The organism is Streptomyces sp. NPDC006368 (assembly GCF_040612535.1).
GTDB lineage: Bacteria > Actinomycetota > Actinomycetes > Streptomycetales > Streptomycetaceae > Streptomyces.
Genome location: NZ_JBEXQK010000003.1, coordinates 235,422 through 248,459 on the forward strand (window position 1 = coordinate 235,422; position 13,038 = coordinate 248,459).

At 71.7% G+C, this 13,038-nt stretch carries 13 protein-coding genes; 6 read left to right on the top strand and 7 right to left on the bottom strand.

Features of this window, described 5'->3' with window-relative positions:
- Positions 1-34 precede the first annotated feature (34 nt).
- A complete protein-coding gene (locus ABZZ38_RS04580) occupies positions 35-1,384 on the top strand; it encodes a polysaccharide lyase family 1 protein (RefSeq protein WP_356735675.1) in 1,350 nt (449 codons plus the stop codon).
- 202 nt (positions 1,385-1,586) lie between these two features.
- Here the strand turns inward: ABZZ38_RS04580 and ABZZ38_RS04585 are convergent, their stop codons facing one another.
- A complete protein-coding gene (locus tag ABZZ38_RS04585; protein WP_356735677.1) occupies positions 1,587-3,143 on the bottom strand; it encodes a D-glucuronyl C5-epimerase family protein in 1,557 nt (518 codons plus the stop codon).
- Positions 3,144-3,354: 211 nt separating this feature from the next.
- Here ABZZ38_RS04585 and ABZZ38_RS04590 point away from each other — a divergent pair, with 211 nt between their 5' ends.
- From ABZZ38_RS04590 to ABZZ38_RS04600, 3 genes are all read left to right on the top strand, one after another.
- Positions 3,355-5,541 carry a cellulase family glycosylhydrolase gene (locus ABZZ38_RS04590; protein WP_356735679.1) on the top strand — a complete coding sequence of 729 codons (2,187 nt, stop codon included), beginning with the start codon at positions 3,355-3,357 and terminating at the stop codon, positions 5,539-5,541.
- Between the two features lie 76 nt (positions 5,542-5,617).
- Positions 5,618-6,703 (top strand): lytic polysaccharide monooxygenase, encoded by a 1,086-nt coding sequence (locus ABZZ38_RS04595; RefSeq protein ID WP_356735681.1) that lies wholly within the window; start codon positions 5,618-5,620, stop codon positions 6,701-6,703.
- Positions 6,704-6,843: 140 nt separating this feature from the next.
- A complete protein-coding gene (locus ABZZ38_RS04600) occupies positions 6,844-7,083 on the top strand; it encodes a hypothetical protein (RefSeq protein ID WP_356735683.1) in 240 nt (79 codons plus the stop codon).
- A gap of 30 nt (positions 7,084-7,113) precedes the next feature.
- On the opposite strand, the gene ABZZ38_RS04605 is transcribed toward ABZZ38_RS04600, so the two are convergent.
- The 3 genes from ABZZ38_RS04605 to ABZZ38_RS04615 all read right to left on the bottom strand — a co-directional run bounded on the left by ABZZ38_RS04605 (position 7,114) and on the right by ABZZ38_RS04615 (position 9,353).
- A complete protein-coding gene (locus ABZZ38_RS04605) occupies positions 7,114-7,761 on the bottom strand; it encodes a dihydrofolate reductase family protein (RefSeq protein ID WP_356735685.1) in 648 nt (215 codons plus the stop codon).
- Positions 7,762-7,922: 161 nt separating this feature from the next.
- The gene (locus ABZZ38_RS04610; protein WP_356735687.1) at positions 7,923-8,054 is read right to left on the bottom strand and encodes a hypothetical protein; all 132 of its coding nucleotides are present in this window, start codon (positions 8,052-8,054) and stop codon (positions 7,923-7,925) included.
- 171 nt (positions 8,055-8,225) lie between these two features.
- The gene (locus tag ABZZ38_RS04615) at positions 8,226-9,353 is read right to left on the bottom strand and encodes a cellulose binding domain-containing protein (protein ID WP_356735689.1); all 1,128 of its coding nucleotides are present in this window, start codon (positions 9,351-9,353) and stop codon (positions 8,226-8,228) included.
- 263 nt (positions 9,354-9,616) lie between these two features.
- Here ABZZ38_RS04615 and ABZZ38_RS04620 point away from each other — a divergent pair, with 263 nt between their 5' ends.
- On the top strand, positions 9,617-10,333 hold the full coding sequence (locus ABZZ38_RS04620) for a hypothetical protein (protein ID WP_356735691.1): 717 nt from the start codon (positions 9,617-9,619) through the stop codon (positions 10,331-10,333).
- 71 nt (positions 10,334-10,404) lie between these two features.
- Positions 10,405-10,938 carry a hypothetical protein gene (locus tag ABZZ38_RS04625; protein ID WP_356735693.1) on the top strand — a complete coding sequence of 178 codons (534 nt, stop codon included), beginning with the start codon at positions 10,405-10,407 and terminating at the stop codon, positions 10,936-10,938.
- Here ABZZ38_RS04625 and ABZZ38_RS04630 read toward each other — a convergent pair.
- From ABZZ38_RS04630 to ABZZ38_RS04640, 3 genes are all read right to left on the bottom strand, one after another.
- Entirely contained in the window at positions 10,898-11,929 is a 1,032-nt protein-coding gene (locus ABZZ38_RS04630) for a LacI family DNA-binding transcriptional regulator (RefSeq protein ID WP_356735695.1), read from the bottom strand. The two genes, ABZZ38_RS04625 and ABZZ38_RS04630, sit on opposite strands and share 41 nt — an antisense overlap.
- A 115-nt stretch (positions 11,930-12,044) precedes the next feature.
- Positions 12,045-12,395, bottom strand: coding sequence for a hypothetical protein (locus tag ABZZ38_RS04635; RefSeq protein ID WP_356735697.1), 351 nt, complete (start codon positions 12,393-12,395; stop codon positions 12,045-12,047).
- 55 nt (positions 12,396-12,450) lie between these two features.
- On the bottom strand, positions 12,451-12,882 hold the full coding sequence (locus ABZZ38_RS04640; RefSeq protein ID WP_356735869.1) for a hypothetical protein: 432 nt from the start codon (positions 12,880-12,882) through the stop codon (positions 12,451-12,453).
- Between the last annotated feature and the right edge of the window lie 156 nt (positions 12,883-13,038).

The window sequence follows — 13,038 nt, forward strand, 5'->3', positions numbered from 1 at the left end:
CGCACGCCCACCGGACCACGACAGGAGCCGCGACATGCGCACACAGAGACGTTCCGCACGGGTCATCGCCTCGGCGGTGGCCCTGGCCGGGTGCACCGCCCTGGTGCCGCCCGCCCAGGCCGCCCACCCCGCCCACGCCGGGGACTCCGGCGCCGGGGCGGCCCGCGCCGGCACCGGCCCGCGCGACCTGGCCCGTCAGACCCTGCCCGCCGGCGACGGCTGGGCCTCCGAGGGCGCCGGCACCACGGGCGGCGCCGCCGCCGACGCCGCGCACACGTACACCGTGACCACCTGGGCCGCGTTCAGGGCGGCCCTCGCGGCGGACACCGGCGGCGCGGCGCGGATCGTCCGCGTCGCCGGCACCCTCGACGCCACCGAGGGCGGCTGCCGGACCTTCGAGGCCGACGGATACGACTTCGACCGCTACCTCGCCGACTACGACCCCGCCGTATGGGGGTACGAGAGGCCGGTCAGCGGGGTCCAGGAGGACCTGCGGGCCGCGTCCGCCGCGAACCAGGGCAAGGCCATCAAGGCGTACGTCCCCGCCCGCACCACCATCGTCGGCGTCGGCGAGGACGCCGGGATCACCGGCGGCAGTCTCCAGATCCAGGGCGTCGACAACGTCATCGTCCGCAACCTCACCCTGGAGAGCCCGCTCGACTGCTTCCCGCAGTGGGACCCGACGGACGGCGCGACGGGGGCGTGGAACTCGGAGTACGACGCGATGGTGGTGTACGGCTCCACGCATGTGTGGATCGACCACAACACGTTCACCGACGGCCGCCACCCCGACAGCTCGCTGCCCCGCCACTACGGCGAGCTCTACCAGCAGCACGACGGCGAGCTCGACATCGTGCGCGGCGCCGACCACGTCACCGCCTCCTGGAACGTCTTCGCCGACCACGACAAGACGCTGATGATCGGCAACAGCGACAGCGCCGCCGCCACCGACCGGGGCAAGCTCAGGGTCACCCTGCACCACAACCTCTTCCGGGGCGTCGTCGAGCGGGCGCCACGGGTCCGGTTCGGCCAGGTCGACGTGTACAACAACCACCACGTGGTGGAGGGGGGCCAGGACTACGCGTACTCCTACGGCATCGGCTTCGAGTCGCGGCTGTACGCGGAGAGGAACGCGTTCACGCTGCCGGACGGGGTGAGCGCGGCCCGGCTCCTGAAGAAGTGGAAGGACGCGCCGGTGACCGCGCGGGGCAACCACGTCAACGGCAGGGCGGTCGATCTCATCGCCGCGCACAACGCGGAGAAGCCGGACGAGGCGCTGCGGTCCGGGGCGGGCTGGACCCCGGTCCTGCGCACCCGGGTCGACGACCCGCGTGCCGTCCCGGGCCTGGTGCGTGGCCGCGCCGGAGCCGGAAAGATCCGCTGAGCGGACGATCCGGATCCGTTCCGGCCCCGGCCCGGATCCCGGCCGGGCCCCGGGCCGGAACCCGACGGCATACCGGCCCCGGGTCCGTACCGGCCCCGGACCGGACACCGGTCCCGGACACCGGTCCCGGACACCGGTCCCGGGCTCCTGCCCGGGACCGGCCGTACGGGCGGGCCGGGCGGCCGGCCGTGCGGACGGGCCGTCAGTGCCCGTCGGTGGTGACCCGGTTCGCGGCCACCCAGTAGCCCGTGAGAGCACCTGCCGTGATCTGGCACATCGGGCGCCCGTTGACGACGGCCCGCCGGTCGAAGGGGGCGTTGGAGGGCTGGGCGAACGAGACGGTCCTGACGCTGGTCACCGTGCCGTCCTCGGCGAACTTGTGGACCTCGACCTCCTGGCCCCCACCGGGGAAGGTCAGCGTGCGCTCCGGGCGGTAGACGGTCCGCAGGTGCTCGCCGAGCAGGTAGGAGTTGGGCCAAACCTCGCCGACCCACCACCCGGCGTAGGGGCCCTCGCTGATCAGGTAGTAGACGCCCCGGTTCTGGATGCGTCGCCGCATGGTCGTCGGAGCCTGGGTCGCGCGGGCGAACGTGACCTGCTTCGTCTCCAGCTGGGCGTCCGCCTTGGCCGCGGCCCAGTTGCCGTCGGCGGCGGTGTCGAGCCGGTAGAGCGTGTGCGTGCCCGCGGCGAAGGCGATCGTGGAACCGGCGCGCAGGTACGGCGACGGGTAGTCGTCCGTGAGCATGTCCTGGTGGTGGGCGAAGTCGGGGCTGCCCGTCTGCCAGTGCATCTGTCGGTACAGGTTGATGTGGTGCTGGTGGTAGGTGGACGCCGGTATCCGGTGCGTGTGGCAGTAGTAGGAGTGCCAGCGCACGTTCCTGAGGCGGGGGAAGTACTGCGCCATGGTCATGGCGGAGCCGTCGTACAGCGCCGCGGCGAGCTGGTTGCCCGTCGCCACGTAGTAGTCCCACAGGCCGAACATGGCGAAAATCATGCCGTTGAAGGTGTAGTCGCCGGTTCCCGGCTCGGCTCCCGGATACTCCTGGATCCACAGGTAGCCGGAGGCGTCCTTGTTCACGACCCACGGGTGGGCGTCGTCCGCCCGCAGCAGCGAGGCGAACGCCGCGTCGGCGGCGGCGCGGTAGCGCGTCCGCTCCGCCGTGGTGACCCCGGCCAGCTCCGACAGCTGGATGAAGAGGCTGATCGCCTCGCCCTGTGCCATGCCGGAGAACCAGGGGGCCTTGTACGAGATGCCGCTGTGCGTGCCGTGCGTGTAGTCGAAGGGGTACGGGAAGTACCAGGCGCCCCGGCTCTCGACGCGCTTCTCGATCAGCCGCTCCGCCTGCGCCTTGGCGCGCGTCAGGAACAGCGCCTTGCGGTCCGGGTCGGTCTCGACGCGGTAACCGGTAACACAGCCGAGGCCGAACTGGATCTGGGTCACCGGCCGGTCCTGGCCCGGCTTGTCCCAGCCTTCCCGGTACTGGATGACTCCCGCGGAGTCCAGGTAGGTGTGTTCGGTGTTGGGCGACAGGTTCGCCCAGGTGGTGGGGCGGTCCCGCCAGGGCCGCATGGCCTCGGGCAGGTCGGTGACGAGGGTGTACCCGTTCCGGTGGAACGAGAAGGGCAGCGCCGCCGGTAGGTCGGCGGCGGCGGCGACGGCCGCCGGCCCGGCGAAGGTGCCCCCCGCCGCGACGGCGGCGGCACCGGCGGCCAGGCGCAGGAGATTCCTGCGGTTGACACCCGGACTGGTTTCGGACATGACAAGTCCCCCCGTGGTCGGTCCCTCAGTGAAGATCGGATCTTACGCGGACGACGGCCTGCGGATGGTGCCGCGTGCCGAGGAGCGGCCCGATCCTGTCCGAAAGGTTGACAGCCCTCGGGGCGCCTGGCTTCATGAACAGCGCGCATTTGGGAGCGCTCCCACGTCTGTAGGTGCTTCTCGTCCCGGCGAAACCACAGAAGGGCACACAGTGGGACAGTCACATACACGGATCCGGCCGCGCGGACCGCTCCGCCCCGTCAGGGCGCTGATCGCCGGGGTGATGGCCGCGGGGCTCCTCTCCGCCGTCGGCCCGGCGACGTGGGCCGCCGACCGGCCACCCGCCGCGGAGCGGGAGCACGTGGCCGCCGCGCCCGCACCGCCTCGGGCGGAGGCCGCCGCCGTCGCCGCGCCCGGTGACGACTGGCTGCACACCAAGGGCAACAAGATCGTCGACGCGAACGGCGACGAGGTCTGGCTCACCGGCACCAACTGGTTCGGCTTCAACGCCGGCGAGCGGGTCTTCCACGGGCTGTGGTCCGGCAACATCACCGACATCACGAAGTCCATGGCCGACCGGGGCATCAACATCGTCCGCGTCCCCATCTCCACGCAGCTCCTGCTGGAGTGGAAGAACGGCCAGGCCACCGTCCCGAGCGGGGTCAACGCCTACGCCAACCCCGAGATCGCGGGCAAGACCTCGCTGGAGGTCTTCGACCACTGGCTCGCCCTGTGCAAGCGGTACGGCATCAAGGTCATGCTCGACGTGCACAGCGCCGAGGCCGACAACTCCGGCCATGTGTACCCGGTCTGGTGGAAGGGCGCCATCACGTCCGAGCAGTTCTACACCGCGTGGGAGTGGGTGACCGCCCGCTACAAGAACGACGACACGCTCGTGGCCATGGACGTCAAGAACGAGCCGCACGGCACGGCGAACACGTCGCCCCGCGCCAAGTGGGACGGCTCGACGGACCAGGACAACTTCAAGCACGTCTGCGAGACCGCCGGCAAGCGGATGCTCGCCATCAACCCCCATCTCCTGGTGCTGTGCGAAGGCATCGAGATCTACCCCAAGGCGGGCGTGAGCTGGACCTCCACCACCCCGACCGACTACCACTCCATGTGGTGGGGCGGCAATCTCCGCGGTGTGCGCGACCACCCCGTGGACCTGGGCGCCCAGAACGACCAGCTCGTCTACTCCCCGCACGACTACGGACCGCTGGTCCACCTCCAGCCGTGGTTCACCGGCACCTGGGACCGCACCACCCTCGAACGGGACGTGTGGGACCCCAACTGGCTGTACCTGCACAAGGAGAACAAGGCCCCGCTGCTGATCGGCGAATGGGGCGGCTTCCTGGACGGCGGCCCCAACCAGAAGTGGATGACCGCGCTGCGCGACCTCATCGTCGAGCACCGCATCCACCAGACCTTCTGGTGCCTCAACCCCAACTCCGGTGACACCGGCGGCCTGCTGCTCGGCGACTGGAAGTCGTGGGACGAGGAGAAGTACGCCCTGCTCAAGCCGGCCCTGTGGCAGCACGGCGGCAAGTTCGTCTCCCTGGACCACGAGGTGCCGCTGGGCGGCGCCGCGAGCACCACGGGCATCAGCCTGCGCGGCGTGTACGGAGACGGGGGCGGCGACCCGGGCGACCCGGACACCACCGCGCCGACCGCGCCCACCGCGCTGACCGGCACCGCGAAGACGTCCTCGTCCGTCACCCTGTCGTGGACGGCGTCGGCCGACAACGTGCGGGTGACCGGTTACGACGTGTACCGGGGTGCGACCAAGGTGAACGCGGCGCCGGTGACGGCCACCACGTACACCGACACCGGGCTGACGGCGTCCACCGCGTACAGCTACACTGTCCGGGCACGCGACGCGGCGGGCAACGTGTCGGCGCCGTCCGCCGCGCTGAGCGTCACCACCGAGGGGGCCGGTGTCCCGTCGGGCGGGGTGAAGGTCCGCTACAAGAACAACGACGCGTCCGCCACGGACAACGCGATCCGGCCCTCCCTCCAGATCGTCAACAGCGGTACCTCCGCCCTCAGCCTGAGCACGGTGTCGGCGCGGTACTACTTCACCCGCGACGGCGCGTCCCCGGTGAGCGCCTGGTGCGACTACGCGGCGGTGGGCTGCGCGCAGGTCAAGCTGCGGGTCGTGCCGCTGACGACTCCGGTCACGGGCGCGGACGCCTATCTGGAGGTGACCTTCGCGGCCGGTTCGCTGGCGGCCGGGAGCACGTCCGGTGACATCCAGCTGCGGATGGCCAAATCGGACTGGTCGAACTTCAACGAGGCCGACGACTACAGCCGTTCGGCGGCGACCGCGTACGCCGACGCGCCCGCGATCCCCGCCTACACCGGCACCGCTCTGGCCTGGGGCGCACCCCCGGCCTGATCCCCGCTCCTGTCCGCCCGGCCCGGTGGGACGTGCCGGGCCGGGCGGACAGGCCCTCACCGAAGGAGGAAACACCATGAAGGTCCGGTTACTCCGCGCCCGACGGGCGCGCACGCTGTCCCTGCTCAGTCTGCTGGCCGCCCTTCCCGCCCTGCTCCTGGTCATGATGGCGAGCGGCCCGGCCGCGGCGCACGGGGCGATGATGCAGCCCGGCAGTCGTACCTTCCTGTGCTGGAAGGACGGCCTCACCCCCCAGGGCGACATCGACCCGAAGAACCCCGCGTGCGACGCGGCTGTCACCCGGAGCGGTGACAACTCCCTCTACAACTGGTTCTCGGTGCTCCGCTCCGACGGCGGCGGTCGCACCGTGGGCTTCATCCCCGACGGCAAGCTGTGCAGCGGCGGCAACCCGGGCTACGCCGGGTTCGACCTGCCCCGTACGGACTGGCCGGTCACCCATCTCACCTCCGGCGGCCGACTGGACTTCTCGTACAACGCGTGGGCCGCGCACCCGGGCTGGTTCCACCTCTACATCACCAAGGACGGCTACGACCCGACGCAGCCGCTGGGCTGGGACGACCTGGAGGCCCAGCCGTTCCTGACCGTGGACCACCCCCGGGTCACCGGCCAGGTGGGCACGCTGGAGGGCCAGTACAAGTGGACGGCCACCCTGCCCGCCAACAAGACCGGCCGCCACGTCATCTACTCGGTGTGGCAGCGCTCGGACAGCCAGGAGACCTTCTACGGCTGCTCCGACGTGGTCTTCGACGGCGGCAACGGTGAGGTGACCGGCATCGGCGACACGGGCGGCACCCCCGGCCCGACCCCCACCCCCACCCCGACGCCCGCGCCCACCGGTGTGTGCTCCGCCGCCCAGCGCACGGTCAACGTCTGGAACGGCGGCTACCAGGCCGAGGTCACCGTCAAGAACACCGGCACGGCGCCCCTCCCGTCCTGGATGGTCCACGCGACCCTGCCGGACGGCCAGCGCGTCGACAGCGTCTGGAACGGCACCCTCGGCGGCAGCGGCACCGCCATCACCGTCTCCAGCGTCGCCTGGAACGGAAACCTGGCGCCGGGAGCCACGACCACCTATGGCTTCACGGCCACCGGCGGCGCCCCGCCCGCCACCCCGCAGCTGAGCTGCATGGTCCACCACTAGTCCCGTATCCCGCGGGTCGCTGACAGGGCTGGAGAGCGGGGCCGGGCGGTGTCCGGCACGGGCGTGTCAACGTTGATCAGGGTGTGTCGATGACTTCCCGGTCCCCGCGGCCACGGACGGAACGCCCCCGTATGGAGTGCGTGATCGAGTCCGTGGTGACCAGGCGTTTGGGCGCTCCGCCCGTCGCTGCCGAGTTTCTGCGTCAGCTGGATGTTGCCGGGATCGTCGATGCCCTTTGCCCGCCCGATCCCCGGATGGAGCTGACGCACGGCCGGGTGATCGAGGTGCTGGTGGCCAACCGGCTTGACCGCTCCGGCGCCGCTGGCGAAACGCCGGGCCAGGACGCCGCCGGGCGGCGGCCATGCCGTGGGCGCCGGTGACGAAACCCGCGCCGGCCGGCTGGTCCGGCCTCACTTCCGCCAGAACAGGTGGTGCGTCACGCCGCTCGGACTGGGCACGACGTCCTGGTGGAACCGGTCGAGCAGCTCATCGGGGGACTCCCACAGCCGGGCCCCGGAGCCGAGCTTTGTCGGCAGGACCGCCACGTGCAGGGTGTCGACGAGGTCGGCCTCGAGGAACTGCCGGATGATTGTGGCCCCACCGCCAAGCCGGACGTCCTGGCCCTGCGCCGCCTCCTTCGCCTGGGCGAGCACCGCGGCCGGGTCGCCGTCGACGAAGTGGAACGTGGTGTCGGAGAGCGTGAACGACGGACGCTTGTGGTGCGTCATGACGAACACCGGCGTGTGGAACGGGGGCTCGTCACCCCACCACCCCTGCCACTCGTGGTCCTGCCAGGGCCCGCGCTGCGGCCCGAACTTGTTGCGGCCCATGATCTCGGCGCCGATGTTACGGGCGTAGTCCCGGGTGATGTAGTCGTCCAGACCGCGGCTGCCACCGGGTCCGGAGCGGTTGATGGGTGGGTGGTCGGTGGCAATGGCCCAGGCGAACATGCTCCCCGGATCGGCCTGGCCGAACGGCTTCTCGAGGCTCTGGCCCTCGCCGGCGCCGAACCCGTCACTCGACACGGTGAAGTTTTGGACCCGCAGTAACTGGCTCATGCCGCTCCTCCTGCTGCGCGCTTTCTGATCACTCGACGAACGGTAGACCGGCCGGGCCGGGAAAACTCATCGCCGCATCGTGCGGTTCTCATCGGGCTCCCGCAGCCGTGCGCCGGGCGACGACTCCCCGGTGGCCGTCCCCCGGCGCGGCCGCGTGCGGCTCACCGGGCGAGCGTCCAGCGGAAGCAGCGGGTCCTGCGGTCCTTGCTTTCGCCGCGGGCGGCCGCGGCCTGGCGGGCCGGCTCCCGGTTGGCCACCAGCACCTCGATCACCTGTCCGTGCGTCAGCTCCATCCGGGGATCGGGTGGGCAAAGGGCATCGACGTTCCCCGCACCATCCAGCCGCATCAGCGCCCCGCGAAATACGGGACTGGTGACCGAGTGACCGAGTGACGGAGACGGCCGGCCGTCCCCCCGTGGGTACGGCCGGCCGTGTCACGTGCGCGGTGGGCGCGGTGGGCGTGGTCACGCCACCGCGCACGCCGTCCCGTTGAGGCTGAACTGCGTGGGCTTGGCGAAGGTCCCCGTGTAGGTGCCCTGGAAGCCGAACGACTGGCTGCCGTTCGCGGCGATCCGGCCGTTCCCGCTCGTGTTACTGGCGGTCACCGCGCCCGAGGACGGGGTGATGGTCGCGTTCCAGGCCTGGGTGACGCGCTGGCCCGAGGGGAGGGTGAACGCCACCTTCCAGCCGTCGACGGGCGTCGGGCTCGTGTTGGCGACCGTCACATCGGCGGTGAAGCCGCCCGGCCAGACGTTCGTGGCGTACGTGACCTTGCAGGCCGCCGGCGTACCCGGGTCGCCGGGGCCGCTGCCCCCTCCGTTGACCGTGGAGGAGAAGGAGTCGACCCGCAGGCCGGCGCCGTTCTGCCACGGCTCGAACCCGGCCTGGACGCTGGTGAGGTACCACGACGGCTGGGCCATCCCACGGGCGACGGTCTGGTCGACGAAGTCCATCACGTCGAAGCTCCAGTTGCTGATCGCCGAGGGGGCGACAAAGGAGATGACGTCGTTGGAGCCGTTGCTGCCGGTCCAGACGGCCCAGGTGCGGCCGCCCACGGTCGCCGTACCGGTCTGCGAACCGATCGGCTGGATCGGGCCCACCCGGTTGAACCAGATCATGATCTCGGTGCGGTTCACACCGTCGGTCCTGGGCGTCGGGTCCAGCCAGATGTCGTACGAGGCGTTGTAGACGGCGTTGCCGACGTAGCCGTACGCGATGCTGCTCGGCGCACTGCTGATGGCGCTCACCTGCATGGGCAGGTTGGTGCCGGGGGAGCAGTTCGTGTAGTGGCAGCCGTTGAAGACGGACGGGTACGACTTCGGCGCCCCGTTCGTCGGGACGGAGCCGTCGGCCCGGGTGAGCTCGAAGCCGGTGGCGGTGGCGTTGACGCACTGCGTCTCGCTGGTGCCCCAGCGGTTGTTCTGGACGACGTAGCGGCCCTGGATGGTCGTGGAGCCGAACTGTTCGCAGATCAGGGTGTCGGCCTGCGCGGGGCCGGCTCCGGCCGTCAGGGCGGTCAGAGAGCCCAGCGCCACGACGGCCGCCGCCGTGGCGGCGCGTAAGGAGCGGATACACCGTTGCCAGGTCTTCATGGGGATCCCTTCGGAAAGGCATGGGGGGACGATGGAAATGGGAGCGCTCCCAAATGTGTGGCTGCGGCTGGACTGTAGAAGCCGGCGGTGACTCTGGCAAGACGGTGACGCCCTCATTGACGTGAGCCACTCAAGTCTCCACAGTGGAGGGCGAGGGCGGGAGCGCTCCCAAAACCTACCGCCCTCACCTTCGGGCGGCGTGACGGCGCGGACCCGCCGATCCCTTCCGTCGCGCCGCCCTCCCCCATGTCCAGGAGGACCCCATGCGCAGACCCGCCTTCCACTTAGGGCTGGCAGCGTTCGCCGCACTCGCCCTCGTACTCGCCGCCGTCGCGGTCCAGTTGGGCGTCTCCCGCCCCGCCACCGCCGCCGCCGGCCAGACCACCGCCGTCAGCGGCGGCCCCGAGACCTTCACCCAGCAGCTCCCGACCGGGGGAGCCTCGCAGTACACCACCCCGCTGGAACGCTGCCACACCAGCCCCAGCTACCCGCTGTCCGGCCGCAACCCCGTCCTTGACGAGCCGCTCACCACCTCCTTCACCTCCAACGTGCCGCTGACCGTCAGCGTGCGCGCCGACAGCACCTCCGGGTACGGCCTGCGCGAACTGGTCTTCACCAACCGGTCCAGCCGGCCCATCCACCTCGACTGCGGCGTGCTGATCTTCCGCGCCCCCTCCGGCTCCGATCAGCACCACTACGGCGCCTCCCAGGCCTTCGGACACCCCCAGCAGGACTTCGTCGAGGTCAAGCGGGGCGACGGCACCTCCTTCTACATCGCGCGCCTGGGCTTCCACGATGTGTCGCTGCCCCAGCGCGGCATCGACCCCGGCCACACCTGGGTCTACAAGCTCGGCGGCCCCAACCAGGGCGCCGTCGGCCTGGAGACCACCCGGGACTCCATCCGCTTCACCGCGGACCTCACCGTCTCCTCCAACACCGACCTGGTGAAGAAGTACGGCACCACGCGTTACGCCAACTGATCACCCCGCAGGGAGCGTGACCGGGCACGCCGAGCCCGGTCACGTCCCGCCGCCCCAGCGGAAGGCAACCCATGGACCGATCCGCGCGCCTGCCCCGGCTCGCCGCGGTCGCCGTCGCACTCGTCGCCGTGGCGCTCCTCAGCCGCGCCCAGGACGTCACCGGCTCGCCGTCCGGCGCCACCCGCCCCGACGCCTCGGCGGCCAGGTCCGCGCGGACCGCCGCGCAGACCCACCTCGGCCTGCTCTCCGGCGGCGACTGGCCGGGTGCCTGGGCCGACTGGAGCCACGGCGCCCGGCAGCGCGTACCGCGCGCCACCTACGTGCGCGTGCACCGGACCTGCCACCCGCTGCTCGCCGTGCCCCTCCACGCGGTGCGCACCGTCGCCGTGGACAGCCGCACCGTCGACGTGCACTGGCGGGGTGGCGGTACGTCCGGGACCCTGCGCATGGTTCACGAGGGGGAGAGGTGGCGGGTCGCGATGACGGGCGATCAGCTCGCCCCGTACACCCGGGGTCCCGACTCGGCCATCGCCGTCCTCCGTCGCCGCGGAGCGTGCGGGAGCGTCACGTCGACGCCCGCTTCACCAGTTCCGTCCGCAGGATGACGTGCCGCCAGGCGGCAGCCTTGTTCCGGTCGTCGATGCTCTCCAGCAGGACCCGCGCCATGGCCCGTCCCATCTCCTCCACCGGCTGACGCACCGTCGTCAACGGGGGGTCGGTGTGCTGGGCGATCGGCGAGTCGTCGAACCCCACGACCGCCACGTCCTCCGGCACCCGCCGCCCCGCCGCCCGCAGGACCTGCAGCGCGCCCGCCGCCATCACGTCCGACGCGGCGAAGACGGCGTCCAGCCCGGGATGGCGCTCCAGCAGCTCCTCCGTCGCCCGGCGCCCGCTCTCCTCGGTGAAGTCGCCCTGCGCCGTATACGCCGGGTCCACCTCCCCGAACGCCTCCCGCATCGCCTCCTGGTAGCCGCGCAGCCGGCACTGCGCCCCGTACATGTCGAGCGGCCCGGCGATCGTGGCGATCGCGCGCCGACCGGTCTCCGCGAGGTGGCGGACGGCCGCCCGCGCCCCGCCGACGTTGTCGGAGTCGACGTACGACACCGATTCGTCACTGCGGCGGCGCCCACTGAGCACCGTCGGCACCTCCAGCTCCGCCAGCATGTCCGGCAGCGGCTCGCTGTCGTGCACCGACACCAGCAGCACCCCGTCCACCCGGCCCGCCCGCGCGTACTGGACGAAACGCTGCCGCTCCTTGTCGCCGCGCACCAGCGTCAGCAGCAACTGCATGTCGGTGTCGGCCAGTCCGGCCGTGACACCGTGGACGATGTCGGAGAAGAACGGCTCGGTGAAGAACCGCCGCGCGCTCTCCGGGATCACCAGCGCCACCGCGTCACTGCGGCTGCCCGCCAGCGCCCGGGCGGCGCGGTTCGGGACGTAGCCGAGCTGCGCGATGGCCTGCTGGACGAGCAGCCGTGTCGCCTCCTTGACCCCCGGCGCGTTGTTGACGACACGCGACACCGTGCCCCGCCCCACACCGGCGAGCGCGGCCACCTCCTCCAGCGTCGGCGGGCCCGAACGTCCACTCGCCACCATCGCGTGACCTCCAGGGCTTCAGCAAAGCTCCATCGAAGCACCGGAATCGCTCATGCCGCGACCCTTGATCACAGGTGTTACACGGCTGTTCGGCGACCGGCGTCCACCGGCCGGGTCAGTATGGCCGCTCGGCGACCCGTGCGGAGACCGGGAACACCGTCCCGCAGTCGGGGCAGGTCGCCTCGCCGAAGAGGTACGTCAGCCCGCGCGCCGGGCCGTCCCGCCCGGCGGCGCGGGCCATGCCGGACAGGCGGGGCGCGATCCCGTCGAGGCGCTCGGGGTCGGCGGGAAGCAGCGGCGCTCGGGGCGGGTCGGCCGTGACGTGGTCGCCGGCCGACGCGAACGCCTCCTCCTCGTGGAACGCGACGAACAGTTCCGACCGGCAGACCGGGCAGCCGATCCCGTACTCCCCCCGGCCACGCCCTCGAAGGTCCGCACGGAGCCCCGGTGGCGGAGGCCGTCCCACAGCTCCTGCCACACCTTGTCGTCGTCGTCCCCGCCGAGCAGGGCGAACCGGTGCGTCATCCCGCCGCATTCTGCCGGGCCCGGCGCTCGTGCCGGAGCGCGGCCCCCGTCACCAGCGCTCCCAGACCCTCCCACAGGCCGACACCGAGGAACCCGGCCGGAGCCCGGCCGGTGACCACCGCGAGGACGAACACCGCGCAGGTGAGCAGACGGAACGGGACCGTCCAGCGGAAGAAAGGGGTCCAGTCGGCGAGGGCCGCCAGGACGTAGTAGACGCCCATGTTGAGCGCCGCCATCGACGAGGCGGTCAGAAACACCAGCGTGTGGTCGCCCTCCGCGCGCCGGGCGGCCGGTATGGGTGCGAAGCCCATGAGGGTCAGCAGGGCGTCCGGGGCGGCCAGCCCCAGGGCGCCGAGGACGGCGGCGCACAGGCCGAAGCCCGCCATGGTCCAGCCGGACAGGGAACGGGGGCGGGGCAACGGCCGCACGGTGAGCCTCCATACGCACAGGGGTACGGTCACCCTGCATACCGTGCGACCGGCAACGCCCCGCCACCGGGGGTCACGTCAGCGCCGCGGCCATCATCTTCCGCGCCACCGGCGCCGCCGGCCCGTTGCCGCTCACCTCGGCGCGCGCCGCGTCCG